We start from the raw sequence: 26363 nt of genomic DNA on the forward strand, positions 1-26363 counted from the left end.
GGTTGTGGTGGATATGGCGATGTATGTGGTGCTGGGCATAGCCCTGGGTACCGTCGGCGGGCTGTTTGGCATTGGTGGCGGGCTGATCGCGATTCCGGTGCTGGGCGTCTTGTTTGGCCTGGATCAGCAAATCGCCCAAGGCACTGCGCTGGTGATGGTCGTGCCCAATGTGATGTTGGCGCTGTGGCGTTATCACCAGCGCAACCGCATTGAGCTGCGCCATGCCTTGCCGCTTGGCATCACGGGGTTTTGCTTTGCCTGGCTGGGTTCGATCTGGGCGGTAGGCATTGATGCGGGCGTGATGCGCATTGGTTTTATCGCATTTTTGGTGGCCCTGTCGGCGTACAACCTGGTGCGCATGGTCACCAGCAATGCGCCACCTTCGGCGCAGATGCGCTATTCCTGGCCGTGGCTGGGGGTATTGGGCGCGGCGTCGGGATCCATGGGGGGCCTGTTTGGTGTTGGCGGCGCGGTGGTTGCCACACCGGTGTTGACCAGCGTGTTCGGCACCACCCAGGTGGTTGCACAGGGCCTGTCCCTGGCACTGGCCTTGCCCAGCACCGGCGTCACCCTGGTGACTTATGCCTGGCACCAGGAAGTGGATTGGCTGATCGGCGTGCCCTTGGCGGTCGGCGGGCTGCTGAGTATCAGTTGGGGGGTGAAAATCGCCCACGCGTTGCCGGAGCGTCTGCTGCGCGGTTTGTTCTGCGGCTTCCTGGTGGTATGCGCGGTGATGTTGACCTTTAAAGTCTGAAGCCTTCGAGGATGTATTCGGCCAGGCACTCGGTGATGGGCGAGGTCATGTTCGGGTTGCGCAGCAGGCGCAAGTTGACCGTGTGCAGTGGGCCGAAACCTTCGTCACTGCCGAGTATCCGCAGATCGTCGGGGACCAGGCTTTCCATCATCACCGTCACCGCCAGCCCCGCACCCACCACGGCCTGGATCGCCGCACCGTTGGAGCTGTGGTAGGCCAGGCGATACTCGCGCCCCACGGCCTCCAGCGAGGCGCGCGCCCATTGCGTGCAAAAGCTGTCCAGGCCGGCGATCGCCAGGGGCAGGGTCTCGTGTTCATCCACGCAGAAGCACGGTGACGCCACCCAGACCATGCGCTCGTTGCGCAGCTGTTCGCCGATTTCATTCCCCGGTTCACGGCTGACCACGGTCAACGCCAGGTCGCGTCGCTGCATCAACACTGGCGTGCCTTCGCAGTGCATCTCAATCTGGATCAGCGGGTAGGCCTTGGAAAAGCGCTTGAGGATACCGGGCAGGTAGCGCATCACGTAGTCGTCCGGGGTGCCGATGCGCACCAGCCCGACCATATGCGGCTCGCGCAAGGTATTGAACACCTCGCTGTGCAGCTTCAGGATGCGCCGCGCATACCCCAGCAACACCTGCCCCTCGGGCGTAAGCCTGACCTGCCGGCCATCACGCTCGAACAACTTGCGCTGCAACACGTCCTCCTCCAGACGCTTCATTTGCATACTGACCGCCGATTGGGTGCGGTTGACCTTCTCGCCGGCGCGGGTGAAACCACCCTGGTCGGCGATGGCGACGAAGGTGCGCAGCACGTCGGTATCAATGCTCGGGTAGTTGTTCAATTGATCAATCTCTGAGATGTGTTGCATAAAAAACATTCGTTGGATTGATCATAGCCCCAGGCCCAGACTTTAGTCATCCCCACTGGAGGGCGAGATGATGAAGGGTCAAAGAGGTTATGTGTTGTTGGTGAAACGCCCGTTGGCCGGGGTGTTTCAAAGGGTTTGCCGTTGGTACGCCGTGCAGCGCGAGCGTCAGGTCCTGGCAGAAATGAGTGATGACTCACTCAAGGATATTGGCTTGACCCGGGCGGATGTCGAGCATGAACGCCATCGGCGTGTGTGGAATGACCCGTTGGGTAAATGACGGCCACCGCGCTACAGTCTGCGGGCGTAATCAGGAGATGCACATGCCCGCAGAACTGCGCTTTTCCCTCAAGCAAGCACGCCGCCTGGCACTGGCGGCCCAAGGCTTTTCCGGGCGCCAGCCGCCCGCACAGATCAAGGCAGCCCAGGTCAATCGTCTGATCGAGCGCCTGGGTGTGTTGCAGATCGACTCGGTCAATGCCGTGGTGCGCTCCCACTACCTGCCGCTGTTTTCCCGCCTGGGTCATTACTCGCCGTTGCTGCTGGAACAGGCGGCCTGGAGCCAGGGGCGCAAGCGTACGCTGTTCGAGTATTGGGGGCATGAGGCCTCGCTGCTGCCGATGGCGCTGTATCCGCTGATGCGCTGGCGCATGCAGCGGGCGTCCGAGGGGCAGGGGATCTATCAGCAGATGGCGCGTTTTGGGCGCGAGCAACAGGCAACCATCCGCCGCGTGCTGGCCATCGTCGAACAGCAGGGTGCGTTGGGGGCGGGCAGCCTGTCCACCCGTGAAGAGCGCGCCGGGCCGTGGTGGGACTGGAGTGATGAAAAGCAGGCCCTGGAATGGCTGTTTGCCGCAGGGCTGGTGACGGTGGCCGGGCGCCGTGGTTTCGAGCGGCTGTACGACCTGCCGGAGCGGGTTATCCCGGCAGCGATTCTGCAACAGGCACCCTTGAGCGAGCACAGTGCCCAGCGAGGCCTGTTGCTGCATGCCGCGACGGCGCTGGGTATCGCCACGGAAAAGGACCTGCGCGATTATTTTCGCCTGACCCCGGCAGAGGGTCGTGGGCGCCTCGCCGACTTGGTCGAGGATGGGCAATTGCAGGTCTGCCAGGTCCAGGGTTGGAAACAGCCGGCGTATTGCCTGCCCGAGCCAACGGTCCCGCGCAAGGTGACAGCCAGCGCCTTGCTGTCGCCCTTCGATTCATTGATCTGGGAGCGTAGCCGTACCGAGCGCCTGTTCGACTTTCGCTATCGGCTGGAGATCTACACCCCGCAGGACAAGCGGGTGTACGGCTATTACGTGCTGCCGTTCCTGCACAACGAACGCATCGCCGCACGGGTGGACCTGCGCGCCGAGCGTGCCAATGCGCGGTTGGCAGTGCATGCCGTGCATGAGGAAGAGCCGGGGTTGGATGAGGCGGGGATGTTGGCGCTGGCGTTGAGCCTGCGGCAGATGGCGGATTGGCTGGGGTTGGAGCAGGTGCAGATCAATTGTCAGCGGCACAGCGCAGCCCGGTTGCGGGTGGCAATGCTGGCAATGGAGGCTGGCAGATAGGACGCTATCGCGGGCAAGCCCTGCTCCCACATTGACCGTGGTGGGAGCCCGGCTTGCTCGCGATAGCGTTGGTTCAGGCCACACCTGCCTAGCGTTTGACCTGCTTCAACGTCTCGGCAATCAGGAACGCCAGCTCCAGCGACTGATCGGCATTCATTCGCGGGTCGCAATGGGTGTGGTACCGGTCCGACAAGCCATCTTCGGTAATCGGCCGCGCACCGCCGATGCACTCGGTGACATTCTGCCCGGTCATTTCAATATGAATCCCGCCAGCATAAGTGCCTTCGGCTTCATGGACCTGGAAGAATTCCTTCACTTCACTGAGGATCTGCGCGAAGTCCCGGGTCTTGTAGCCGCTGCTGGCCTTGATGGTGTTGCCATGCATCGGGTCGCTGCTCCACAACACCTGCTTGCCTTCGCGCTGCACGGCGCGGATCAGGTTGGGCAGGTGGTCGCCGACCTTGTTGGCGCCCATGCGTGCGATCAGGTTCAAGCGGCCGGGGTCGTTGTCCGGGTTGAGAATGTCGATCAGGCGAAGCAGATCCTCGGGGTTCATGCTCGGGCCGACCTTGACCCCGATCGGGTTGTTCACCCCGCGCAGGAACTCGACGTGGGCACCATCGAGCTGGCGTGTACGGTCGCCGATCCACAGCATATGGGCCGAACAGTCGTAGTAGTCGTTGGTCAGGCTGTCACGACGCACAAAGGCTTGCTCGTAGTTGAGCAGCAGCGCTTCGTGGGCGGTGAAGAAACTGGTCTCGCGCAATTGTGGCGAGCTGTCCATGCCGCAGGCGCGCATGAAGGCCAGGGTTTCGTCGATGCGGTTTGCCAGTTGGCTGTACTTGTCGGCCAGCGCAGAGTTGGCGATAAAGTCCAGGTTCCACTTGTGCACCTGGTGCAGGTCGGCAAAACCGCCCTGGGCGAAGGCTCGCAGCAGGTTCAGGGTCGCGGTGGACTGGTGGTAGGACTGCAACAGGCGGTCCGGATCCGGGACGCGGCTTTTCTCGTCGAAGCCAATACCGTTGACGATATCGCCACGGTAGGCGGGCAGGGTGATGCCGTCGATGGTTTCATCGTTGGCCGAGCGCGGCTTGGCGAACTGGCCGGCCATGCGCCCGACCTTGACCACCGGGCAGCCGGCGGCGAAGGTCATGACAATGGCCATCTGCAGCAGCACTTTGAAGGTGTCGCGGATTTTTGCAGCGGAGAACTCGGCAAAGCTCTCGGCGCAGTCGCCACCTTGCAGCAGGAATGCGCGACCCTGGGTCACTTCGGCAAACTGGCGGCGCAACTCCCGGGCTTCACCGGCGAACACCAGCGGCGGGTAACTGGCCAGGCTCTGCTCGACCTGCAGCAAGTGCGCGGCGTCAGGGTAGTGGGGTTGTTGCTGGATCGGCAGGGCGCGCCAGCTGTCGGGGCTCCAGGGTTGGCTCATCGTGAACTCGAATGAATGTCGGGAACGTGCATGTTATCAGCAATTAGTGCGTGACCTGCTGGCGCCGCTTGGCCGACAATCGCGCCTTTCCCGCTTGCTACCAGGCGGCTTGAACCCGTGCCCGGGCCCATTAGGAGATGAAATGACTGAGGAGCGCGTCGAGCGCCTGTTGGCTGAGGTCCACGATGACTTCGGCATGATCCGTGTGCTGGAAGTGGCCGATTACCGCTTTCTCGAGTTTGGCGATGCCATCGAGCAGAGCTGTGTGTTCACCGCCGATCCAAGCTGGCTGGAGTATGACTACACCCGTGCCATGTTGATTGGCGCCTTGTGCCACGAGCATCCCGAAAGTGCGCTGTTCCTTGGCCTGGGGGCGGGGACGCTGACCCAGGCCTGCCTCAAGTTCCTGCCCCTGGAAGATGTCGAAGCCATTGAACTGCGCCCGGATGTACCGCGCCTGGCCATCGAATACCTGGGGCTGGATGATGATCCGCGGCTGTACATCCGCGTGGGCGATGCGCTGGAGTTGCTGGAGACGGCGGAGCCGGCGGACCTGATTTTCGTCGACTTGTATACCGATGTGGGGCCGGGGGTTGGCCACCTGGCCTGGACCTTCCTGGAGAACTGCCAGAAGAAGCTCAACCCTGGTGGTTGGCTGGTGATCAATCAATGGGCCACCGATGATGGCAAGCCCCTGGGCGCTGCGTTGTTGCGTGGGCTTTATCATCGGCATTACTGGGAGCTGCCGGTGAAGGAGGGCAATGTGATCCTGATCGTGCCGGCGGACCTGGACCAGACGCTGGACCTGGCGGCGGTGTCTGCGCGGGCCGAGGCGCTGGCGCCGCGCCTGGGGTATTCGTTGCAGGCCTTGATCAAGGCGGTTCGGCCGGCGACTTAGTTGCCTGTACTGGCCGCATTGCGGCCTAGGTCTCTGCACATCTCTTTAGTGATTCTCAGGTTTGTGTACATATCTGTTGCTGCGGGCATGCCGAGCCTAGGCGAGGCACCGAGTGGTGGCAAAAGCGCTTTGGTTATTTTCGCGCTTTTCGAAAGTGAGCCGCCGTCAGGGCGGAACCAATAGCCGCCGTTACCGCAGCAATGGCTATGTACACATACCGAGAAGAGAGTTGTGTAGAGACCTATGCTCATCGCGGGCAAGCCCACAGGTGTACGCAGTCAAATGGGACGGTGCGCCGATTCGACTTACTCACGATGAGGCCATCACTGCCTGCTCACAGCCCCTTGAATACCCCCGGCCGCTTCTCCAGCATCGCCCGCACCCCTTCCTTGGCATCCTCGCTGTTAAGCAGTTTTTCGACCAGCACCGGCAACCCGGCCGCCGCAGCGCTCTCGCCTTCATCCCGCGCCTGGCGCGCCGATGTCAACGTCGCCTGCACGCCCAGCGGTGCCTGGCTGGCAATCCGGTTGGCCAGGGTCAGTGCTCGAGGCAGCAGGTCCTCGCTGGCCATGACCTCTTGCACCAGTCCCAGTCTTAAAGCTTCATGGGCATCGAACTCATCGCCCGTCAGCAGCCAGCGCATGGCGTTGCCCCAGCCGGCGATCTGGTGCAGGCGCAGGGTGGCACCACCAAAAGGAAAGATCCCGCGCTGCACTTCCATCTGCGCAAAGCGCGTATTGCTGGCACACAGGTTGATATCTGCCGCGAGCATCAATTCGATACCGATGGTCAGGCAATAGCCCTGTGCGGCAACGATCACCGGCTTGCTGACCCTGGGCCCGGCGAACACGCCCCACGGGTCGCAACCTCCCAGCGGCGGCTGCCAGCCTTGGGCCATGGTGTGGGCGACGTTGATCAGGTCCAGTCCGGCGGTGAAATGCTCGCCATGCCCGAACACCACGGCCACCCGCGCTTCTTCATTACGATCAAATTCGCCATAGGCCAGGCTCAGTTCGTTGAGCAGATCGAGGTCAAAGGCGTTGCGCTTGGCGACCCGATCGAGCCCCAGCAGCAGGACATGCCCTTGTAGTTCACGGCTGACGCGGCTGCTACTGGCTTGACTCATGGGGGCATCCTCGGGCGCGAAAGGCAGTTTCGGACCGAAGGGCCCACTGCAAAAGGTGAAGCGTTTAAGCGCAATGACCAACGGGGCCGGGCCTTTGAAAAATAGACGTTCCTGCGAAGATGCGCAAAGCCAGTGACACAGAGCAGTGGAATGGCCTTTTCCGATAAAAAAAGCTCCCTTTTTCAGGGATTTCCGGTATAGTGCGCGCCGGCCTTTAACCGGGCCGCGTTTAGGTAGCGCAATTCCCCGAAGTCAGCTTCGGCTGCACGTCCGCACAGCGGACTCTCCCTTGACGAATCTTTTTCATTCATTCGTTTTCGCAAATCCCCGCCGACAAAGCAGCCAGGGCGACTCTTGAGTCTCAACACGGCATGCGCAGCTTTGGAGCATGGGTCTTTGCGGATGCACTTAGAGGCAGACCCATGACCCAGGAAACCGGCGGCTTCGCCGCTTTTAATCTTAACCCGAACATTCTTGCTGCCGTCATTGCGACCGGCTACGAAGAACCTTCGGCTATTCAGCAGCAATCGATCCCGATCATCATGGCCGGCCAAGACATGATTGGCCAGGCGCAAACCGGTACCGGTAAAACCGCCGCGTTCGCCCTGCCAATCCTGCACTGCATCGATCCTGCCAAGCGCGAGCCGCAAGCCCTGATCCTGGCGCCAACCCGTGAGTTGGCGCTGCAAGTAGCAACCGCTTTCGAAACCTACGCCAAGCAAATGCCGGGCGTTACCGTTGTGGCCGTTTACGGCGGCGCGCCTATGGGCCCACAACTGAAAGCAATCCGTAATGGCGCACAGATTGTTGTCGCCACGCCGGGCCGTCTGTGCGACCACCTGCGTCGTGACGAAAAAGTCCTGTCGACCGTGAACCACCTGGTTCTCGACGAAGCTGACGAAATGTTGAAGCTGGGCTTTATGGATGACCTGGAAGTCATCTTCAAGGCGCTGCCACCGACCCGTCAGACCGTACTGTTCTCGGCTACCCTGCCACAGTCGATCCGTGCCATTGCCGAACGCCATCTGCGCGATCCGCAACACGTGAAGATCCAGACCAAGACCCAGACCGTTACCGCGATCGAACAGGCTCACCTGTTGGTTCACGCTGACCAGAAGACCTCGGCTGTATTGAGCCTGCTGGAAGTCGAAGATTTCGACGCCCTGATCATGTTCGTGCGCACCAAGCAAGCGACCCTGGACCTGGCCAGTGCCCTGGAAGCCAAAGGCTACAAAGCCGCTGCGCTGAACGGTGACATTGCCCAGAACCAACGTGAGCGCGTCATCGACTCTCTCAAGGATGGCCGTCTGGACATCGTTGTGGCGACCGACGTAGCTGCCCGTGGTCTCGACGTTCCACGTATCACCCACGTGTTCAACGTTGACATGCCGTACGACCCAGAGTCCTACGTTCACCGTATCGGCCGTACCGGCCGTGCCGGTCGCGAAGGTCGTGCACTGCTGCTGGTGACTCCGCGTGAGCGCCGCATGCTGCAAGTGATCGAGCGTGTAACCGGTCAGAAAGTTGCCGAAGTCCGCCTGCCGGATGCCCAGGCCGTTCTCGATGCCCGCATCAAGAAACTGACCAACAGCCTGTCGCCGCTGGTGGCTGACGCTGAATCGACCCACGGCGACCTGCTGGACCGCCTGACCGCCGATATCGGTTGCACCCCACGCGCCCTGGCTGCAGCCCTGCTGCGCAAGGCTACCAACGGTCAGGCACTGACCCTGGCGGCGATCGAGAAAGAACGTCCACTGGTGCCGAACAACGCCCCGCGCGGTGATCGTCCAGAGCGTACTGGCGACCGTCCGGACCGTGGTGATCGTGAGCGTCGTGCGCCGGTTCCATTGGCCGAAGGCCGTGCTCGTTGCCGTACCGCGCTGGGTGCGCGTGATGGCATCGCTGCCAAGAACCTGCTGGGCGCTATCCTCAACGAGGGTGGCCTGGCACGTGAAGCGATCGGTCGCATCCAGGTGCGTGACAGCTTCTCTCTGGTTGAGCTGCCGGAAGATGGCCTGGAGAAGTTGCTGGCCAAGCTGAAAGACACCCGCGTTGCCGGCAAGCAGCTCAAGCTGCGTCGCTATCGCGAAGATTGATCAGCCCTCGGGTTGATTGATCGAACATAAAAAATCCCCGACTGGTTCGGGGATTTTTTTTGCCTGGGTTTCCCCGGGGCCCTACAAAAAACCGTGGTTAAGCAAAACGATAGATATCCATCCCCAAGGCTCCCAGGGTGAACCCCTGGTGGACCACACTGAACTGCCCGCCCGCACCGCGCGCGAAATACAGTGGCAACAAGTGCTCATCGCTGGGATGGCTGCGCACTGCATGGGGTGCCTGGCGGCGGTAGTCGTGCAAGGCAGCTTCATCCTCGGCGCCGAGTTGGTCGACGACCCAGTCGCGGAACTCCCGTGCCCAGGGCTCGATGCTTTGCGGCCCGGCCTGCCAGTCCAGTTCGCCGAGGTTATGGGTGATGCTGCCCGAGCCGATCAACAGCACGCCCTGTTCGCGCAAGCCGCGCAGTGCCTGGCCGATGCGGGTTTGCAGGACGGGGCCCATATGGCTGGGCAGGGAGACCTGCACCACAGGGATGTCGGCCGCCGGGTACATCAGCGACAGCGGCACCCAGGTGCCATGGTCGAACGGGCGCTGGTGATCGAGGCGGGCTTGCAAGCCATCGGCGATGAGCAACTCGACGATCTGCTGGGCCAGTGCCGGATCACCCGGTGCCGGATATTGCACGGCAAACAGTTCGCGGGGGAAGCCGCCGAAGTCGTGCCAGGTCTCTGGGGCGGGGCTGGCGCTGACCAGCAGTTCACGGCTTTCCCAGTGTGCGGACATCACCACGATTGCCTTGGGGCGTGGCAAGTCCGCCGCCAGGCGTGCAAGGGCCGGCCCGCTGGCGCCGGGTTGCAGGGCAAGCATGGGCGAGCCGTGGGAAATAAACAGGCTGGGCAGCATGAGTGGGGTCCTCAAGGTTAAGATGGGACCATCTTCAATCAGATCATTGATCTAAATCTAATATAAGTTTTAGCGCTATTTGATCGAATTTTCAGGATTATTCATGAACTCCACCTTTTGGCATGACCGCTGGGCACGTAATCAGATCGGCTTTCACCTGCCCGAGGTCAATCCCTATTTGCAGCGACACTGGCCGGGCCTGGGGTTGGCCAGCGGGGTGGGGGTGCTGGTGCCGCTATGTGGCAAGAGCCTGGATCTGGTCTGGCTGGCGAACCAGGGGCATCGAGTCCTGGGGGTGGAGCTGTCGGAAAAGGCCATTGAAGAGTTTTTCCAGGAGCAGCGCCTGGTTGCGCAAGTCAGCCAACGGGGTAGCTTCAAGGTGTATCAGGCAGGCGCTATCGAGCTGTGGTGCGGTGACTTCTTCGAGTTGAGCCGCGAAGATGTGGCGGGCTGCACGGCCCTCTACGACCGGGCGGCGCTGATCGCCTTGCCGCCGTTGATGCGCGAGCGTTATGCCGCGCATTTGCAGGCGATTGCGCCGCAGGTGGACAGTGGCCTGCTGATCAGCCTGGACTATGAGCAGGCCCTGAAGGCAGGCCCGCCGTTTGCCGTGAGCGACGATGAAGTCCGTGGGCTGCTGGGAGTGCACTGGCGCCTGAGCGTCCTGGAGCAGCGGGATATCCTGGCCGAGAGCCCGAAGTTCGCCCAGGGCGGTGTCACGCGGCTGGAGGAGCGGGTTTACCGGTTGGCGCCGCTGTAAATCACGCGCCCACAAAAAAGGGGCGATTCAATCGCCCCTTTTTTTACCCGCTGGCTGTCAGCCGCGACGACGCAGTGCGTCGATCCGCTCTTCCAGTGGCGGGTGGCTCATGAACATCCGCGCCAGGCCTTGCTTGACGCCACCGTTGATGCCGAAGGCATTCAGGGTGTCCGGCATATGCACCGGCAGGCCCTGTTCGGAGCGCAGGCGTTGCAGGGCGCCGATCATGGCGGCAGTACCGGCCAGTTGCGCGCCGGCTTCGTCGGCGCGGAATTCGCGTTTGCGCGAGAACCACATCACGATGGAGCTGGCAAGGAAGCCCAGTACCAGTTCGGCAAAGATGGTCGCCACGTAGTAGGCGATACCCTGGCCGCCTTCGTTCTTGAAGATCACCTTGTCGACAAAGTTGCCGATGATCCGTGCAAAGAACATCACGAAGGTGTTCACCACGCCCTGGACCAATGCCAGGGTGACCATGTCACCGTTGGCGACGTGGCCGATCTCGTGGGCCAGCACGGCCTTCACTTCGTCGGGCGAGAAACGCTCCAGCAAACCCTGGCTGACGGCAACAAGAGCATCGTTCTTGTTCCAGCCAGTGGCGAAGGCGTTGGCCTCGTAGGCCGGGAAGATGCCGACTTCGGGCATCTTGATCCCGGCTTCGCGGGACAGTTGCTCGACGGTCTGCAGCAGCCATTGCTCATGCCGGGTGCGTGGCTGGGTGATGATCTGGGTGCTGGTGCTCATCTTCGCCATCCACTTGGAGATGAACAGCGAGAAGATCGAGCCGGCAAAACCAAAGACGGCACAGAAAACCAGCAGCTGATTGAGGTTCAGATCAACCCCGTTGGCCGCCATGAACCCGTTGAAGCCGAAAAGGCTCAGGGTGATGCTGGCAATCAGCACGACCGCCAGGTTAGTGGCCAAGAACAGCAGGATGCGCATCATGGTTGTAGAATTCTCCTCATGCTTAATATGTCGCGTACTGCGGGGTATATAAGGTGCGGCAGTGGGCTATTCAACCGGGCGACTATTTCAAACTGTGTCCTACAGCATGAATGTAGAGGCTTGCAGGGATTTTCCGAGGCTTGGGACCCGTGAAAATTGCCCTTGGCTGGCGTCTGCGCCCCACGATTGCGGGTAAGTACAGGGTAGAGGGGAAGCGGGCGGAGCAGAAGGTGTGTCTGGGTACAGAATGTGTTGCCAGATACTCGCTGTACGACCTTTTGCGGGCCGTACAGCGAAAGCCGGGTTACTGGCGATAGGACTTCAGGAAGTTGCCAATGCGCCCGATGGCCATGTCCAGGTCATCCACGCGCGGCAGGGTCACCACACGGAAGTGGTCGGGCCACGGCCAGTTGAACGCCGTGCCCTGGACCACCAGCAGCTTTTCCGACAGCAGCAGGTCGAGGACGAACTTCTCGTCGTTGTGGATCGGGCAGACCTTCGGGTCAATCCGTGGGAACGCATACAGGGCGCCCATGGGTTTGACGCAACTGACGCCGGGAATGTCGTTGAGCAGTTCCCAGGTACGGTTGCGCTGCTCCAGCAGGCGGCCGGCCGGCAGTACCAGGTCGTTGATGCTCTGGTAGCCACCCAGCGCGGTCTGGATCGCGTGCTGGCTCGGCACGTTGGCGCACAGGCGCATATTGGCCAGCATATCGATGCCTTCGATGTAGCTCTGGGCATTGTGCTTGGGCCCGGAGATGGCCACCCAGCCGGAACGGAAACCCGCCACCCGGTAGGACTTGGACAGGCCGTTGAAGGTCAGGCACAGCAGGTCCGGGGCCAGGGAGGCGGTACAGATGTGCACGGCGTCGTCGTAGAGGATCTTGTCGTAGATCTCGTCGGAGAACACCACCAGGTTGTGCTGGCGCGCCAGTTCCAGCATGCCCAGCAGCACTTCCTTGGAATACACTGCGCCCGTCGGGTTGTTCGGGTTGATGATCACCAGCGCCTTGGTATTGGGCGTGATCTTGGCCTTGATATCAGCCAGGTCCGGCCACCAGTTGGCTTGCTCGTCGCACAGGTAATGCACCGGATGGCCGCCCGCCAGGGTCACGGCCGCCGTCCACAGCGGGTAGTCAGGCGCCGGCACCAGCACTTCGTCGCCGTTGTTGAGCAGGGCTTGCATGGCCATCACGATCAGCTCGGAGACGCCGTTGCCCAGGTAGATATCTTCGATACCGACCCCTTCCACCTGCTTTTGCTGGTAGTACTGCATCACGGCCTTGCGCGCGCTGAACAAGCCTTTGGAGTCGCTATAGCCTTGGGCGGTGGGCAGGTTGCGGATCACGTCCTGGAGGATTTCGTCCGGTGCTTCGAAGCCAAAGGGCGCCGGGTTGCCAATGTTCAGCTTGAGGATGCGATGGCCTTCCTCTTCCAGGCGTTTGGCGTGCTTGAGCACTGGGCCGCGAATGTCGTAGCAGACGTTGGCGAGCTTATTCGATTTGCTGACCTGCATGGCGATGTGATCCCGAAAATGAACGATCCAGACGATGTGAAGACTACCGTGCTGGGAATCCTGCGTGTGGCCTGACCCATAAATACGTTTGAATGCCGATAACGCGGGTGCCAGACTGGCGCTTTGAAGAGGCGCAATCATACGTGCCGCCTGATCCATGGAAAAGACACAGATCAGGCTTTTTCAGTTGTCGAGGTGGATTGATGGAAAAGTTGGATAAGACCCTGGATGAATGGCGGGAAATGCTCGACCCGGCGCAGTATCAAGTGTGCCGTCTCAAGGGCACCGAGCGGCCGTTTTCCGGCATTTACAACGCGACTACGACCGATGGTGTGTATCACTGCATTTGCTGCAATGAGCCACTGTTCGATTCAAAGACCAAGTTCGATGCCGGTTGTGGCTGGCCCAGTTTTTATCAGCCGATTGCTGATAGCGCGATGATTGAGATTCGCGATGTCAGCCACGGGATGATCCGTACTGAAGTGACCTGTGCCAGGTGCGATGCGCACTTGGGGCATGTGTTCCCGGATGGTCCGCCGCCTACTGGCTTGCGTTACTGCATCAACTCGGTGTGCCTGGACCTGGTTCCCCGCTGAAATCCCCTGTAGCGAGGGGCTGTGGTGATGAGGGGGCAAGCCCCCCCTCGTCACACGCTGATGTCGGGTTATCAGTCTGGTCAATTAAATTGCATGCAATTTAATTGCTCGCTATGTTTTCACAACCTTCTCTGCATCCGAGGCGTTCTCATGAGCAACAACCTGCTGACCATCCCCTGCACCACCATCAAGGGCGAGCAAAAGACCCTGGCGGACTTCGCCGGCAAGGCGATCCTGGTGGTCAATACCGCCAGCAAGTGCGGTTTCACCCCGCAGTACAAAGGCCTTGAGCAGCTTTGGCAGCAGTACAAGGACCAGGGCCTGGTGGTGTTGGGCTTTCCGTGCAATCAGTTCGGCAAGCAGGAACCGGGTGACGAGGGGGCCATTTCGGAGTTTTGCGAGCTGAATTTCGGCGTCAGTTTCCCGTTGTTCAAGAAGGTCGATGTCAACGGCGGCGAGGCCCACCCGCTGTTTGTGCAATTGAAACAGCGCGCACCGGGTCTGCTGGGCTCCAAGGGCATCAAGTGGAACTTCACCAAGTTCCTGATCGGTCGCGACGGTCAGGTGGTCAAGCGTTTTGCCCCGACCACCAAACCTCAGGAACTGACCCAAGAGATCGAAGCGTTGCTCAAATGACCGACTTGCCTGCCGTATCCCTGGCCCTGGATGACCAGTTGTGCTTCAAGCTGTACGCCGCCTCCCGGGCGGTGACGCGGGCCTACAAACCGATGCTCGACGAGTTGGGCCTGACGTATCCGCAATACCTGGCCATGTTGGTGTTGTGGGAGTGGCACGCCGTTGCGCCGCCCCAGCCGACGGTCAAGGCGCTGGGAGAGCGCTTGTTGCTCGACTCCGGCACGTTGACGCCGTTGCTCAAGCGCCTCGAACAGCTGGCGTTGATCACGCGCCGGCGCAGTACCCGGGATGAGCGCGAAGTGCACTTGTGTCTTGCCGACGCGGGCCAGGCGCTGCGTGAGCGCGTCCAGCCGCTGAAGGCCCGCCTGTTGTGTGACAGTGGTGTGGACCTGAGCCAGGCGGATGCCTTGCGCCATGGCCTCGACCAGTTGCTCCGGCAGATCACAGACTTGTCGTAGTCGGCACCCAGAGGTCGAGCAGGGCGTTGAGTTCTTCGCGGCGGAAGGGTTTGGCCAGGTAGTCGTTCATACCGGCGGCCCGGCACCGTTCGCGCTCCTCGGCCAGGGCATTGGCGGTCAGCGCGACAATCGGCAGCTCCGGCCAGCGCCCGCTACGGCGAATCTGCCGGCTCGCCTCGTAGCCATCCATCACCGGCATGTTGCAGTCCATCAGCACCATATCGAAGCGCTGTTCTTCCAGTTGCTTCAGTGCCTCGCCGCCATGGGCCGCGACCACCACCTCGCAGCCCAGCTTGCCGAGCATGCCCTTGGCCACCAGTTGATTGACCGGGTTGTCCTCCACCAAAAGGATGCGCGCCCGATGCGCGACCGGGCCGGTTTCCAGTTGGGCCAGGTCGAGGACGATTTCGCTGTCGGCGCGCAGGGTGCGGTGCAGGACCTGATACAGCGCAGCGCGGCTCAGCGGGCGAGCCTGCTGTTGCAGGGGCGCCAGGGCAGCCACTTCTTCGCTGGGCATGAAGTTGCCGTAGGCGGTAATCAGCAGGATCGGTGCGCTGACGGTCGGGCGCAGGCGGAACAGGCACTCGGGGCAGTCGGTGATCAGGATGTCCGGCGCCAGGCCGGTCAAGTCGTCGTCGATGGTGTAGCAGTGTGGGGACAATCCCCAGTGCGGCAGCAGGCTGAGCAGCAGTTCTGCCAGGCCACTGCTGGCCCCGGTAATCACCGCGACCTCGCCGGTCAACGGCCCCAGCCGCGCCGCCGGTGTGTGGGCGGCCAGTGGCAGTTCGGCGCAGAACTGGCTGCCGAAGCCGGTTTCCGAGCTGATGGTCAGCCGCCCGCGCATGGCCTCGCAAAGGTTGTGGGTCAGCGCCAACCCCAGGCCAGTCCCGCCAAACTGGCGGGTAATGCCGGCGCCCGCTTGGGTGAAGGGTTTGAAAATCCGCGTCTGGGCCTCCTGGGCAATGCCGATGCCGGTGTCGCACACTTCGATGCGCACGCCATCGGGTTGTGCACTGAGGCGTACGTCGACGCGGCCGAAACGGGTGAACTTCAAGGCATTCGACAGCAGGTTACTGACGATCTGCCGCACCCGGGTCGGATCACCCACGACCTGGGCGGGAAACTGCGGGTCGATCAGGCAGGTCAATTCGACGCTGGGGGCGGCGTTCTGCGACAGCAGGTTGGCGGTGTCTTCCACCAGGGAGCCGAGATCGAAAGGGATGCTCTCCAGTTCCAGTTGCCCGGCATCGAACTTGGACAGGTCGAGAATATCGTTGAGCAGTTCTACCAGGACCTTGCCGGAGTCATGGGCAATCGACAATTGTTGGCGCTGCTCGGCATTCAGCGTGCTGTCCAGGGACAGCGCGATCATGCCGAGCAGGCCGTTGAGCGGGGTACGGATTTCATGGCTCATGTTGGCGAGGAAGGCCGCACGCGCCTGGGCCATGCCCAGGGCAGTCATTTTCGACGCTTCCAGTTCCTCGTTGGACTGGCTTAGCCGCTGGTTGATCGCCTTGAGCTCGGTGGTACGCGCCGAAACAATATCTTCCAGTTGGCCGAGGTACTCGGTCAGGCGGTCCTCGGCGTGGCGCCGTTGCTGGATTTCGGTCTCCATATTCTCGAACTGTTGGTTGGCGACATTGACCAGCACACCGATCTCATCGTGTTCGTGCCCCGACGGGCAGTCCAGGCGAGCCTGGGGCCCATTGCCGGGGCTGCGGGTGCTCAGCTCGCGGATGATCCGCACCAGGGGTTGGGTCAGCATCACGTAGAACAGGCCCAGAAGGATGCCGGTCAGGATCAGGCTGCGAGCAAAGCCATTGAGCAGGGTGATCTCCGCTCGGCGTAGGAATCGGCTGCCAAACGCGTACGTATCGACGTCAAGGCGCAATACGCCGAGGGATTCGCCGGGCATATGGGTAAGATACAACCGGTTTTCGAACTGGCGGTTGGCGCCGAACAAAAAATCGCTGATGGGGCGGTAGCTGCTCTCTTTGCGCGGCCGATCAACGTCAGCCAGCACCAGGCCATTATTGTCGACCAACTGAGCCCGCGTGATGGCGGGGGAGTGCAGCAGGCCCAGGGTCAGTTCCTGGGCCAGTTCGGCGTCGATGTTGTAGGCGATACGTGAGGCAGGGTTATGGCTGATTTCAATCAGCGCGTGTATTTCACGGTTGATGGACGCGTCTTCGCTGGCATAATCAATGCCGATTTGGATCAGGCTGAGCAAGGTTCCCAATACGAAACCGACCAGCACAGTCAGTCTGGCTTGTTTATAAGACAAGCGGTGGGCGAACTTGATATCCATTGGGTGCTGAGCCACTTTACGTTTCCCTTCGCCCGGCAAGCATAGCTGAACATCCTCAGCGTCGGCCTTGCCCGGTATGAATCGTTTTTTCAGGTGCAGCCGTCTGGCAACTGCGTCAGGGTTGCCAATACGCCATCTTTTACAAGAACTTGCCACAGGAATAGTCATGGATTCTCGATTGAATGCCTTTCTTGAGCGGGCCGATGCGGTGCTTGCTCGTCTGGAACCCCTGTTGCCAGCGCCTCGCGCGGTGATTGACTGGAACCACTGCCTGGCGGCCCGCTGGCAGCGTGAGGGGCGCAGCGGCTTTCTGCTGCCCCTGGAAGTCAGCCTGGATATGCGCCTGTCCGACCTGATTGGAGTCGACAAGCAGCGCGAGCAATTGGCCCGCAATACCCAGCAATTTCTCGACGGCCTGCCCGCCAACCATGCGTTGCTCTGGGGCTCGCGGGGCACAGGCAAATCGTCCATGGTCCGCGCCTTGCTGGCCCAGCATGCCAAAGCCGGCTTGCGCCTGATCGAAATCGAGCGTGACCACCTGGCCGACCTGCCGCGGGTGGTCGAGCAACTGCTCAAGCTGCCCCAGCGTTTTATCCTGTTCTGCGACGACCTGTCGTTCGAGGCCGGCGAAGGCGATTACCGTGTGCTCAAGAGCGTGCTCGACGGTTCGCTGGAGCAGGCCCCGGAAAACGTGCTGCTGTACGCCACCTCCAACCGTCGTCACCTGGTACCGGAAAACCAGAGCGACAACGACAATTGGAAACGCGTGGACGGTGAACTGCACCCCAGTGAAGCGGTGGAAGACAAGATCGCCTTGTCCGACCGTTTTGGTTTGTGGCTGTCGTTCTATCCTTTCACCCAGGAGCACTTCCTGGACGTGGTGGAGCACTGGATCGGCGAGTTGGCCAACAAAGCGGGTTTGCAGTGGCAGCGCGATGAAGCACTCGACATCCTTGCGGTGCGCTGGGCCACCGGCCGTGGCAATCGCAACGGTCGTTGCGCCTACCAGTTCGCCCGCTACTGGGTGGGGCTTAAATTGCTGGAGCGTCAGCCATGATTGATTTGCAACAGTCGGGCAGCGGCCTTGATGGGTACGCCATGCTCTGTGCGCAGCTGGAATCGCTGCTGGCCGATGAGCGCGACTTTATCGCCAACGCGGCGCAGTTTTCGGCGTTCCTGTTCAACCAACTCGATGACTTGAACTGGGCGGGCTTCTATCTCAATCGTGATGAGGAACTGGTGCTGGGGCCTTTCCAGGGGCAGATCGCCTGTGTGCGGATCCCGTTTGGTCGAGGGGTGTGTGGTGCGGCGGCGGCTTCACGGCAAACCCAGCGGGTGGAAGATGTGCATGCCTTTGCCGGGCATATTGCTTGCGACAGTGCTTCCAACAGTGAGCTGGTGGTGCCATTGATCAAGGATGGGCGGTTGATTGGGGTGCTGGATCTGGATAGCCCGAAACTGGCGCGTTTCAGGCTTGAGGATCAGATGGGGATTGAGCAACTGGCGGCAATCTTCCTGCGGTTGACTGACTGCTGAGTGAGCGCAGTTGCATTCCTTGTGGGAGCTGGCTTGCCTGCGATGGCGTCGGGTAGAACAGTGGGGGCGGGGCCCCACGTCTACGTTAACGACCATCGCCGCGATGCGGCGACCCGACAAGCCCGCCCCTACAATGGCGCCATATTGTCCAACTGCTCTTGCAGCACGTGCTCAAGGTCGAGCATGGCTTGTTCTATGGCTTTGATCCAAATCTCGACCTGCACCGGGTCGGCTGCCTCACCTGCCTGTTCCAGCACCTCACATTGCTTGGCCAGTGTGCGGGCCTGGACGATCCTGGCAGCGCCCTTGATCTTGTGGGCCTGGTCGATCAGGTCCTGAGGCGTGCCTTGTCCGAGCATTGCCATGAGTTCCTCGCGATCACGCCGGCTGCTGCTCAACAATTCTTCCAACAGACGCTGGCTTAACAGTGGATCACCACCGGTGAGGGTGTTCAGGCTATCGAGGTCAAAGATCCGCCCTGGCGACAGTGGGGTGATCTCGGCCAGATGGCGCTCCAGTGTGGTAAGGCTGATGGGTTTGAACAGGCAGTCGTTCATGCCTGCATCCCGGCAGCGCTGTTTTTCCTCCGGCTGAGCATTGGCGGTAAAGCCCAGGATGATGCAGGGCGTGATGTCCTCCCGTTGTTCATGTTCGCGGATCGACCGTGCCAGTTCATAGCCGTTCATGATCGGCATATTGCAGTCGGCAATGATCAGGTCGAAGTGCTCCTGGCGCCAGGCCTGGAACCCCGCCGCGCCATGCTGGACTGCAGTGAACCGGTGCCCGAGGAAACCCAGTTGCTGACACATGAGCAGGCGGTTGGCCGGATGGTCGTCCACCACCAGCACATTGAGCACCGCCGCAGCATCCTGGGTCGCAGGCTTGAGCTCGATCAGCGGGTAGGCAGGTGGCAGGCTGGTCATCTGCAGCGAGACAAACACCTGGGTGCCGACCCTGGGCACGCTGCTCAGGGTCAGTTGCCCTCCCATCATTTCGCATAGGCTACGACAGATGACCAGCCCAAGACCTGCGCCGCTCCTGGCCAGGTGCCCGGAATTGTCGGCCTGGGAAAACGGTTCGAACAGGCGCTGCTGATCGTCTCGGCTGATCCCGATGCCGGTGTCCTCGACCAACAGTTTCATCTCGATTTGCTGTGGCTCGCCGGTGGCCTGGATATCCACCCTGATCTTCACTTCGCCCTGCTCGGTGAACTTGATGGCATTGCTCACCAGGTTCGACAGGACCTGTTTGAAGCGCAGGGGGTCGATCTGCACATCACGTTCTTCAACGCCGGGATTGAACTCCAGTAGCAAATTGAGACTCTTCTGGCGTGCCAGCCCATCGAACACACGCACCACCGACTCGATCAGTTCCCGCAGGTTGACGCGTTCCGGCGCCAGGCTCAGGCGACCCGACTCGATGCGTGCGATGTCGAGGATGTCGCCAATCAACTCCAGCAAATCCTTGGCCGAGTTGTAGGCCACCTCGATGGCCGGACGATCCAGATGCCCATGATCGGCACGCTTGAGAGTCAACTCCAGCATGCCGATCACCGCGTTCATGGGGGTGCGGATCTCATGACTCATGGTCGCCAGGAATGTGCTTTTCGCGCGATTGGCCTCATCGGCACGGTCCTTGGCGCTGCGCAGGTCATCGAACAATTGGCGGCGTTCGCTGATATCAATCCAGCCGCCGATGATGCCCTGGACCTTACCGACCGAATCGCGGTACGGCAGGATCCAGTGATAGATCGTCAGGTGCTGCCCATGAATATGCAGGGCGCGATCCAGGATCAGCGGCTTGCCTTCGGCGACTACCCGCAGATAGTCGGCATGGTACTGACTGGCTTGTGCTTCGTTTTCCAGGTTGATCTGCATGACACTCTTGCCGATGACGTCCTCGCGCTTGACGCCGAAGACCTGCAAGTAACTGTCATTGCAGGTCTGTAGCAAACCATTGCGATCACGCACGTAGATCGGGTGAGGGGTCTCATTGACCAGGGCGCGCATGAATTCGTATTGATCGCTCAGGGCCCTTTCCGCCATCTGCCGCTGCTTGATCTGTCGGCGCATGTAGCCGTTCCAGGCCAGGGATGTAAGCAGCAGCAGCCCGGCGGCGCTGACGATCTGGATAATCAGACGGTGGTAGTTGCGCCAATAGCTGTCGGAGGCGGCCGTGTAGCCACGCCAGCGGTTGTTGATGACCCCAAGTTCGTCCGGCGCGATGCTGAGCAGGGCCTTGTCGAGAATGGAGGCCAGTTCGGTGGCGCTGCGTGACGTCGCCAGGGAAAAAGAAGCCAGTTGCGTGCCGATACTCGAACTGACCTGCAACCGACCCTGGAAGAAGTGGGATGAGAGGAAGTAGTTGGCAACCACCAACGAGTTGACGGCCCCATCCACTTGCCCCTGGGCCAGCATTTCCGAGGCCTTGAAGGTGTCGCTGGCCTCCACCAGGGTGATCTGTGCAAACTCGCGGCGCAGGTAGCCCACCAGGGGGTTGCCTTCGGTGATTGCCAGTTTTTTCCCCGCCATTTGCTCAAGGCTTGAGGGTGCCCCAGGTTCCTTGCGTGTCAGCAGGACATAGGAGTTCTGCAGGTACGGGCGGCTGAAATTGAGCTTGGTTTCGCGTTCGCGGCTGGGGCTGATGGCGGCAATGATGTCGGCATTGCCGTTTTCCACCTGCTCGATCATCTGTTTGACGTTGCGGGTGTTCAGGAACTCCAGGCGCAAGCCCGTACGTAGCCGGATCAACTCCAGCAGGTCGGCGGTCATGCCCCGCAGTTGACCATCTGAGTCGGCGAATGTCAGTGGCGCGAAGGTTTCGTTGATGACCACTTTCACCACTGGGTGATCCATGAGCCAGCGCTCTTCACGCTGGCTCAACTGCAACTTATGGTCGGTCAGCAGGATATCGCTGCCTGCACTCCAGCGTTTGGCGATGTTCTCCCGCTCGTAGGTCCCGACACCGGCGAGGACCGTATTGATGATGCCCAGCAGGGTCTGCTGGTCGCGGTGCACGGCAAAACTGAAGCCGTACGCTTCGTGCTTGCCGAAATTGGCCATGCGGATGTTCTTCAGGTAGCCCTTGTTGATCATGTAATGGGTGGAAATGGTATCGCCGAGAAACACATCGGCCTGGTCAAAGGCCACGGCATTCAGCGCATTCAAATAGGACGGATAGATCTGGATGATCGCATTGGGGTACAGCGCTTCGACTTCTTTCAAGGGCAGGTAGTGGTAGACAAGGCTCAAGCGCAGGCCCGCCAGCCCGTCATCGAGCGGGCGGGTTTCTGTGTCACGGGTGACCAGTACCGGCTGGTCGACCGCATAGGGTGTTGACAGGACGATGTCGGTGTTGCTCGCTTCAAATCCGTTGGCGCTGCCCAGCAGGTCGATTTTCCCCTCTTCCAGTGCCTGGATTGCCGCCTCCCGCGAGGGGTAGCGCACCACCGAGACGGGCAATGCCAGGGCTTTGGCGAGGATGCCCGCGTAATCGGCAGTAATACCTTCATAGTCACGACCGCTGGCGGTGATGTCGAAAGGTGGGTAGTCGGGTGTCGAGGCTCCCAGCAGCAGTTCCCGTTTGTTTTGTAGCCAATGGCGCTGCGTGGGGGTCAGTTGAGTGTCCAACTGAACGATGCCGGCACGACTCAGCAGTGCGTAGCGTTCTGGAGCGGTTTGAGTGGCTGGCACGGCTGTACTCAAGCACAGCCCGGTACTCAAAATGATTAGATAGTCCTTTAAACGCCTTGGCATCCTGTTTCTCACACTAACGCGTTGCGTTTTGCCATCTCGATAAGTTCTACCAAGGACTTGGCCTTAAGTTTTTGCATAAGTCGTTTTTTATAAGTGCTAACAGTTTTGTTGCTGAGGAACATGCCTTTGGCAATTTCCTTGTTTGTACGGCCTTGCGCGAAAAGTTGTAGGACCATAAGTTCCCGATCATTAACGGCTTTGAAAAGATTCAATTCTTCGTTTTCGCCCACATCGGTGCCGGTGCTGTTTAATGCCTGGCTTGGGAAATAGTTGTAACCTGAAAGTACAGCTCTGACAGCACTTAGCAGTTCACTTAGGTCGCCTTCTTTGCAAACATAGCCATCAGCACCGGAACGCATGCAGCGTGTCGCAAAAAGTGTCGGCGATTGGGCCGTCAAGATCAGGGTTTTCATTGGCGTGCTCATTGCATTGAACCTGCAGAGAACCTCCAGTCCGTCGAGTTTTGGAATACTGATGTCAAGAATTATGAGGTCTGGGAGGCATTCGCGGACCATTTGTATTGCATCACAACCGTTATCTGTTTCGCCGACTACTTTGTAACCTTCATGTTCCAGCAACATTCGGATTGCAAGTCGAATGACCGGGTGGTCGTCAATAATAAAAACTGTATTCATGAGCCAATTCCATACTAGTGCAAATAAGCGCGCACATTAGCTCAGAAGGTAGGGCAGGAGCATGAAGGGAAGGCTGAGTAGATATAAAACAGGAAAATTCCTACGGCCAAAAAGGTATTGGACTACGACACACTAAGGCTTTATTGGTCGTGTTGTAAGAGTTTCTTAGGTGAAGGATTGGAAAGTTGTGCGGTGTTATTTGCCGCTTTAATTAAGGTAATGTTTCAGTTTCAAGAGTGTTTAATGTCCTACGCCAAAATTTGAAAATTACTTTGGCCAGGCTCGGTGTATTGATGTAGTGGGGGAGCAGTTTGGTCAGATGGTTGCTGGGCAAGTGCAAGGTCGCACTCTTTAATCATCGGCAAGTCCCGACTGGCTGATCAATTCGATCCAGGCTTCTTTATTCAAGGGCTTAGCCAAATATCCAAGCAGGCGCAAGTCACGTTGTATTGCCAGGGTTTTCAAACATTCCAGTTCGAGGGCAGGCAGTCCACTTAGCAATACAGCACTTTTGACAAAGCCCGTATGGCAGGCTATCTCCACCAGCTCCAACCCGGTGAGGTCCGGCAGGCATTGATCGCATAACATGATATCGAAGGGGGCCTCGGTTGTTCTCATCAACTTGATCGCCTGCTCCGCACTCTCGGCAGGGGTCAGTTGGTGGAAGCCGAAACTCTTGAGCAGGCACTGAATGGCCAGGAGTTGAAAAGGGTGATCTTCCACCAACAGGATGCGCAATTTTCGTTCGGGCATAGGAGTTTCCGTGGAAGTAGCAGCAGCCGGAAACACGTCGGCCGATGCCTGTGTCTGTTTGCTCGGTGAGTCAGGCGCTGGGCTATCGTGGGTTTGCGTGAGTGTAGGAGCTGATCGTTGGAGCGGATAAGAGAGGGGTGATTATTCATCGGGTGTTGGGGTGAATTCGATCAGGCTGCTCTGGTGCCTGCGTAGGTGGATTCTTTGAGGCAAGCACCCAGGCAGGAAAACCTGCCCGGGGTGTGGGTCATTGAGGGTTTGAGTGGCCGGTCATCTCCCGGGCCATCTCGCTGGCGTAGCTATCGGTCATGCCGGCGATGAAGTCGATCATGCGCAGGAATGAACGATGCAGTGGCCAGTCAGGATGGGGGGCGCTGTTGCCGAGCAGATCCAGGACGCGTCGATTCTTGAAGGATGGCGTACGGCCGCCATGTTGCTCCAGGGCCGCGCCGCAGAAAGTGTTCAGGAGGATTTCCAGGGTGGTGTAGGCGCCGATCTCATGCAGGGTTTTGCGCTTGTCCTGGAAGATCTTCTTGCGGGCCATGTCCTTGGCATTCAGTACGCAGCGCTTGGCCGGGCCGTGCATGTGTTCCACCAGGTCGCCTTGCAGGGTCCCGGCCAGCAGCGCAGGCTGTTGTTCGACGAACGCCCGCGCGGCGGCGTTGGTCAGGTGCTCGATCGCCTTGCCCCGCAGGATCGCGAGTTTGCGTCGCCTGGAATCCTCGGGCCCCAGTTGCCGATAGGTTTCCGGCAGGTCATCACCGACCAGGTTCAACAGCAACGACTCGACCTCGGCGTATTCCAGCAACTCCATTTCCAGGCCATCTTCCAGGTCGATCAGGGCGTAGCAGATGTCGTCGGCCGCCTCCATCAGATAGACCAATGGGTGGCGCGCCCAGCGCTGTTCCTCGAGTTGTGGCAGGCCGAGCTTCTGGGCGATCTGTTCAAGGATCGGCAGCTCGCTCTGATAGCAGCCGAACTTATGTTTCTTGTAGCCCAGGGAGTCGGCGTGGCGGGCGGTCCATGGGTACTTCAGGTAGGTGCCCAGGGTGGCGTAGGTCAGGCGCGTGCCGCCGTCGAACTGGTGGTATTCCAGCTGTGTCAGCACGCGGAAGCCTTGCGCGTTGCCTTCGAAATTGAGGAAGTCATTGCGTTCGGCGCTGCTCATGTCATCCAGCCAGCCACGGCCGGCTGCCTGCTGGAACCAATGGCGAATGGCATCTTCGCCGGAATGACCGAACGGTGGGTTGCCGATGTCGTGGGCCAGGCAGGCCGACTGCACGATCATCCCCAGGTCGCTGGGGTCGCACCAGTCGGGTAGGGCGCTGCGAATGGTCTCGCCGACGCGCATGCCCAGGGAACGCCCCACACAACTGACTTCCAGCGAGTGGGTCAGCCGGGTATGGATATGATCGTTGCTGGTCACCGGGTGAACCTGCGTCTTGCGGCCCAGGCGGCGAAAGGCCCCGGAGAAGATAATCCGGTCATGGTCTTTGTGAAACGGGCTGCGGCCCAGTTCTTCCGGACTGTGCAGGGGTTTTCCAAGGCGTTCGCGGGTAAGCAGGGTAGGCCAATCCAAGGCGAGGGCTCTCCATAGGATGAATGTCGGCCCTCAGCTTCCCGGTTCGGCGCGCCCGGAGCAAGCGAAAAACTACAGTCCGGCGGCGTCAATATCGATTAACAGCAAGCGCTGACCGTTACTGAAGAATTGTCCTGCTGTCAGGCAGTGTTGATTGGTCGTGGCATCACGGTAGGTGTTGGAGAGAATCAGGCGCCGCTCTTCCCAGCCTTCGGCCAGCAGATGATAGAAGTAGGGGCGCCATGACCAGTTGTGGCCCAGGTAGCGGCTGTCGGCTTGCCAGGCATCCTGGCGCCATTCGAAGTTGGGGGTCAGTTGGGTGCCGTGGCTATCGCACTGATAAAACCGCAGTAACCGGGGAAAACCCGGCAGCCATGGCAGTTGGCTCAGGGGAGCCTGGGCCAGGGCCCAGCCTTGCAGGATCTGCATCAGTTCGATCAATTGCTGGCGCAATTGCATGATCCGTCCGCGCTCCATCAGTTTCTGCTGCACATAAGCCTGGCGCAGCACGGCAAAGCGCGGGACGAAGGCATCGGCGGCGAACCAGTCCCGTTGCGCCTGGGCAAACAGATAGCCCTGGACATAACGTGCGCCACACTCAAGGGCAAAGCTCAGTTGCGCTTCGGTTTCCACGCCTTCGGCGATGATCCAGCATCCGGTTTTTTCCGCCATTTGCGCCAGGGCGCGCACCACCTCGCCGCTCGGGCCACCCAGTGCCGCGGCCTGGAACAGGCGCATATCCAGCTTGAGGATATCCGGGCGCAGGGCCAGGACCCGATCCAGTTGCGAATACCCGGCGCCGAAATCATCAATGGCAATCCGTGCGCCCGCTTCACGATAGCGGGCGACGACTTCGGCCAGGCGCTGGCTGTCGCCTCCCAGCTCGGTGATCTCAAACACGATGCGTTTTGGATCGACGTCATGGGCCTGCAACTGCTTCAGGCTGGGCAGGGCTTGTCCGGGTCGCAGCAACGTGATCCAGCGGGGCGAGATATTGAGGCTCAGAAACCAGTCTTCAGGTGCTTCATGCAGGCGGCTCAGGGCATTGTCGCGGATCTTGCGGTCCAGGCGGCGTAACGCCGAGGTGGGCGTGCGTGCATCGGCGAACAGTGGGCCTACCGAGAGCAGTTGCCCATCTGCCTGGAGCAGGCGGCCCAGCGCTTCCACCCCGGCGATGCGTCCGGTGGCGGTGTCGATAAACGGTTGAAAACAGGCGAGCGGTTGCCCGTCAATCACAGAGCCTCCTTAGGTGCTTCGGCATGAAAAAGGCCCGGCCCCTGCAGAGAGG

23 protein-coding genes are annotated in these 26363 nt (G+C 60.3%); 11 read left to right on the plus strand and 12 right to left on the minus strand.

All coding sequences use genetic code 11. The features are described 5' to 3' along the window. Positions 1-4 precede the first annotated feature (4 nt). Positions 5-754 carry a sulfite exporter TauE/SafE family protein gene (locus PSH73_RS08785; protein WP_057439181.1) on the plus strand — a complete coding sequence of 250 codons (750 nt, stop codon included), beginning with the start codon at positions 5-7 and terminating at the stop codon, positions 752-754. On the opposite strand, the gene PSH73_RS08790 is transcribed toward PSH73_RS08785, so the two are convergent. Then, on the minus strand, positions 744-1625 hold the full coding sequence (locus tag PSH73_RS08790; protein WP_057439228.1) for a LysR family transcriptional regulator: 882 nt from the start codon (positions 1623-1625) through the stop codon (positions 744-746). The genes PSH73_RS08785 and PSH73_RS08790 overlap by 11 nt on opposite strands. 70 nt (positions 1626-1695) lie before the next feature. On the opposite strand from PSH73_RS08790, the gene PSH73_RS08795 reads away from it, so the two are divergent. Then, entirely contained in the window at positions 1696-1902 is a 207-nt protein-coding gene (locus PSH73_RS08795) for a DUF1127 domain-containing protein (RefSeq protein ID WP_169989338.1), read from the plus strand. Positions 1903-1945: 43 nt separating this feature from the next. Beyond that, entirely contained in the window at positions 1946-3178 is a 1233-nt protein-coding gene (locus tag PSH73_RS08800) for a winged helix-turn-helix domain-containing protein (RefSeq protein WP_169989337.1), read from the plus strand. Between the two features lie 88 nt (positions 3179-3266). Here the strand turns inward: PSH73_RS08800 and PSH73_RS08805 are convergent, their stop codons facing one another. After that, positions 3267-4613, minus strand: a complete 1347-nt coding sequence (locus PSH73_RS08805) for a class II 3-deoxy-7-phosphoheptulonate synthase (protein WP_057958936.1) — start codon at positions 4611-4613, stop codon at positions 3267-3269. Between the two features lie 142 nt (positions 4614-4755). On the opposite strand from PSH73_RS08805, the gene PSH73_RS08810 reads away from it, so the two are divergent. Next, complete coding sequence (locus PSH73_RS08810) at positions 4756-5511, plus strand: spermidine synthase (protein WP_057439179.1); 756 nt, start codon at positions 4756-4758, stop codon at positions 5509-5511. A gap of 334 nt (positions 5512-5845) precedes the next feature. On the opposite strand, the gene PSH73_RS08815 is transcribed toward PSH73_RS08810, so the two are convergent. Continuing rightward, positions 5846-6637, minus strand: coding sequence for a crotonase/enoyl-CoA hydratase family protein (locus PSH73_RS08815; RefSeq protein ID WP_057958937.1), 792 nt, complete (start codon positions 6635-6637; stop codon positions 5846-5848). Positions 6638-7059: 422 nt separating this feature from the next. Here PSH73_RS08815 and PSH73_RS08820 point away from each other — a divergent pair, with 422 nt between their 5' ends. Continuing rightward, positions 7060-8733, plus strand: coding sequence for a DEAD/DEAH box helicase (locus PSH73_RS08820; RefSeq protein ID WP_017136163.1), 1674 nt, complete (start codon positions 7060-7062; stop codon positions 8731-8733). A 97-nt stretch (positions 8734-8830) separates the two neighbouring features. Here PSH73_RS08820 and PSH73_RS08825 read toward each other — a convergent pair whose 3' ends face one another. Then, a complete protein-coding gene (locus tag PSH73_RS08825; protein WP_057958938.1) occupies positions 8831-9598 on the minus strand; it encodes a class III extradiol ring-cleavage dioxygenase in 768 nt (255 codons plus the stop codon). 103 nt (positions 9599-9701) lie between these two features. Between PSH73_RS08825 and PSH73_RS08830 the strand changes: the two genes are divergently transcribed. Further along, entirely contained in the window at positions 9702-10358 is a 657-nt protein-coding gene (locus PSH73_RS08830; RefSeq protein ID WP_305462259.1) for a thiopurine S-methyltransferase, read from the plus strand. A gap of 57 nt (positions 10359-10415) precedes the next feature. Here PSH73_RS08830 and htpX read toward each other — a convergent pair whose 3' ends face one another. Then, positions 10416-11303: a protease HtpX gene (gene htpX / locus PSH73_RS08835; protein ID WP_029298042.1), complete on the minus strand. Its 888-nt coding sequence runs from the start codon at positions 11301-11303 to the stop codon at positions 10416-10418. A gap of 304 nt (positions 11304-11607) precedes the next feature. Then, positions 11608-12819, minus strand: coding sequence for a pyridoxal phosphate-dependent aminotransferase (locus tag PSH73_RS08840; RefSeq protein ID WP_029298044.1), 1212 nt, complete (start codon positions 12817-12819; stop codon positions 11608-11610). Positions 12820-13022: 203 nt separating this feature from the next. On the opposite strand from PSH73_RS08840, the gene msrB reads away from it, so the two are divergent. The 3 genes from msrB to PSH73_RS08855 all read left to right on the plus strand — a co-directional run bounded on the left by msrB (position 13023) and on the right by PSH73_RS08855 (position 14509). Beyond that, positions 13023-13415 carry a peptide-methionine (R)-S-oxide reductase MsrB gene (gene msrB, locus PSH73_RS08845; RefSeq protein ID WP_057958940.1) on the plus strand — a complete coding sequence of 131 codons (393 nt, stop codon included), beginning with the start codon at positions 13023-13025 and terminating at the stop codon, positions 13413-13415. A gap of 150 nt (positions 13416-13565) precedes the next feature. Then, the gene (locus tag PSH73_RS08850) at positions 13566-14051 is read left to right on the plus strand and encodes a glutathione peroxidase (protein WP_057958941.1); all 486 of its coding nucleotides are present in this window, start codon (positions 13566-13568) and stop codon (positions 14049-14051) included. Then, positions 14048-14509 carry a MarR family winged helix-turn-helix transcriptional regulator gene (locus tag PSH73_RS08855; protein ID WP_057958942.1) on the plus strand — a complete coding sequence of 154 codons (462 nt, stop codon included), beginning with the start codon at positions 14048-14050 and terminating at the stop codon, positions 14507-14509. Before PSH73_RS08850 ends, PSH73_RS08855 begins: the two co-directional genes overlap by 4 nt. Here PSH73_RS08855 and PSH73_RS08860 read toward each other — a convergent pair. Continuing rightward, complete coding sequence (locus PSH73_RS08860; RefSeq protein WP_057958943.1) at positions 14493-16817, minus strand: response regulator; 2325 nt, start codon at positions 16815-16817, stop codon at positions 14493-14495. The genes PSH73_RS08855 and PSH73_RS08860 overlap by 17 nt on opposite strands. A gap of 166 nt (positions 16818-16983) precedes the next feature. Between PSH73_RS08860 and PSH73_RS08865 the strand changes: the two genes are divergently transcribed. Both PSH73_RS08865 and PSH73_RS08870 read left to right on the plus strand, forming a co-directional pair. Then, positions 16984-17874: an ATP-binding protein gene (locus PSH73_RS08865; protein WP_029298058.1), complete on the plus strand. Its 891-nt coding sequence runs from the start codon at positions 16984-16986 to the stop codon at positions 17872-17874. Next, positions 17871-18353 (plus strand): GAF domain-containing protein, encoded by a 483-nt coding sequence (locus tag PSH73_RS08870; protein WP_057958944.1) that lies wholly within the window; start codon positions 17871-17873, stop codon positions 18351-18353. The genes PSH73_RS08865 and PSH73_RS08870 overlap by 4 nt, the downstream gene beginning before the upstream one ends. Positions 18354-18481: 128 nt before the next feature. Here the strand turns inward: PSH73_RS08870 and PSH73_RS08875 are convergent, their stop codons facing one another. The 5 genes from PSH73_RS08875 to PSH73_RS08895 form a co-directional block, all read right to left on the minus strand. Next, entirely contained in the window at positions 18482-22108 is a 3627-nt protein-coding gene (locus tag PSH73_RS08875) for a transporter substrate-binding domain-containing protein (protein WP_305462261.1), read from the minus strand. An 8-nt stretch (positions 22109-22116) separates the two neighbouring features. Further along, complete coding sequence (locus tag PSH73_RS08880) at positions 22117-22743, minus strand: response regulator transcription factor (RefSeq protein WP_057439169.1); 627 nt, start codon at positions 22741-22743, stop codon at positions 22117-22119. A 351-nt stretch (positions 22744-23094) separates the two neighbouring features. Beyond that, positions 23095-23496, minus strand: a complete 402-nt coding sequence (locus tag PSH73_RS08885; RefSeq protein WP_057958946.1) for a response regulator — start codon at positions 23494-23496, stop codon at positions 23095-23097. Positions 23497-23743: 247 nt separating this feature from the next. Then, entirely contained in the window at positions 23744-25075 is a 1332-nt protein-coding gene (locus tag PSH73_RS08890; protein ID WP_057439167.1) for a deoxyguanosinetriphosphate triphosphohydrolase, read from the minus strand. 72 nt (positions 25076-25147) lie between these two features. After that, positions 25148-26311, minus strand: coding sequence for an EAL domain-containing protein (locus tag PSH73_RS08895; protein WP_120732405.1), 1164 nt, complete (start codon positions 26309-26311; stop codon positions 25148-25150). Between the last annotated feature and the right edge of the window lie 52 nt (positions 26312-26363).

The organism is Pseudomonas sp. FP2294 (assembly GCF_030687625.1).
GTDB lineage: Bacteria > Pseudomonadota > Gammaproteobacteria > Pseudomonadales > Pseudomonadaceae > Aquipseudomonas > Aquipseudomonas shahriarae.

Excerpts from the sequence above, each read along its gene's own strand:
- PSH73_RS08790 (WP_057439228.1), bottom strand. The coding sequence starts at position 1,625 with ATGCAACACATCTCAGAGATTGATCAATTGAACAACTACCCGAGCATT.
- PSH73_RS08795 (WP_169989338.1), top strand. The coding sequence starts at position 1,696 with ATGAAGGGTCAAAGAGGTTATGTGTTGTTGGTGAAACGCCCGTTGGCC.
- PSH73_RS08800 (WP_169989337.1), top strand. The coding sequence starts at position 1,946 with ATGCCCGCAGAACTGCGCTTTTCCCTCAAGCAAGCACGCCGCCTGGCA.
- PSH73_RS08805 (WP_057958936.1), bottom strand. The coding sequence starts at position 4,613 with ATGAGCCAACCCTGGAGCCCCGACAGCTGGCGCGCCCTGCCGATCCAG.
- PSH73_RS08810 (WP_057439179.1), top strand. The coding sequence starts at position 4,756 with ATGACTGAGGAGCGCGTCGAGCGCCTGTTGGCTGAGGTCCACGATGAC.
- PSH73_RS08815 (WP_057958937.1), bottom strand. The coding sequence starts at position 6,637 with ATGAGTCAAGCCAGTAGCAGCCGCGTCAGCCGTGAACTACAAGGGCAT.
- PSH73_RS08820 (WP_017136163.1), top strand. The coding sequence starts at position 7,060 with ATGACCCAGGAAACCGGCGGCTTCGCCGCTTTTAATCTTAACCCGAAC.
- PSH73_RS08825 (WP_057958938.1), bottom strand. The coding sequence starts at position 9,598 with ATGCTGCCCAGCCTGTTTATTTCCCACGGCTCGCCCATGCTTGCCCTG.
- PSH73_RS08830 (WP_305462259.1), top strand. The coding sequence starts at position 9,702 with ATGAACTCCACCTTTTGGCATGACCGCTGGGCACGTAATCAGATCGGC.
- htpX (WP_029298042.1), bottom strand. The coding sequence starts at position 11,303 with ATGATGCGCATCCTGCTGTTCTTGGCCACTAACCTGGCGGTCGTGCTG.
- PSH73_RS08840 (WP_029298044.1), bottom strand. The coding sequence starts at position 12,819 with ATGCAGGTCAGCAAATCGAATAAGCTCGCCAACGTCTGCTACGACATT.
- msrB (WP_057958940.1), top strand. The coding sequence starts at position 13,023 with ATGGAAAAGTTGGATAAGACCCTGGATGAATGGCGGGAAATGCTCGAC.
- PSH73_RS08850 (WP_057958941.1), top strand. The coding sequence starts at position 13,566 with ATGAGCAACAACCTGCTGACCATCCCCTGCACCACCATCAAGGGCGAG.
- PSH73_RS08855 (WP_057958942.1), top strand. The coding sequence starts at position 14,048 with ATGACCGACTTGCCTGCCGTATCCCTGGCCCTGGATGACCAGTTGTGC.
- PSH73_RS08860 (WP_057958943.1), bottom strand. The coding sequence starts at position 16,817 with ATGGATATCAAGTTCGCCCACCGCTTGTCTTATAAACAAGCCAGACTG.
- PSH73_RS08865 (WP_029298058.1), top strand. The coding sequence starts at position 16,984 with ATGGATTCTCGATTGAATGCCTTTCTTGAGCGGGCCGATGCGGTGCTT.
- PSH73_RS08870 (WP_057958944.1), top strand. The coding sequence starts at position 17,871 with ATGATTGATTTGCAACAGTCGGGCAGCGGCCTTGATGGGTACGCCATG.
- PSH73_RS08875 (WP_305462261.1), bottom strand. The coding sequence starts at position 22,108 with ATGCCAAGGCGTTTAAAGGACTATCTAATCATTTTGAGTACCGGGCTG.
- PSH73_RS08880 (WP_057439169.1), bottom strand. The coding sequence starts at position 22,743 with ATGAATACAGTTTTTATTATTGACGACCACCCGGTCATTCGACTTGCA.
- PSH73_RS08885 (WP_057958946.1), bottom strand. The coding sequence starts at position 23,496 with ATGCCCGAACGAAAATTGCGCATCCTGTTGGTGGAAGATCACCCTTTT.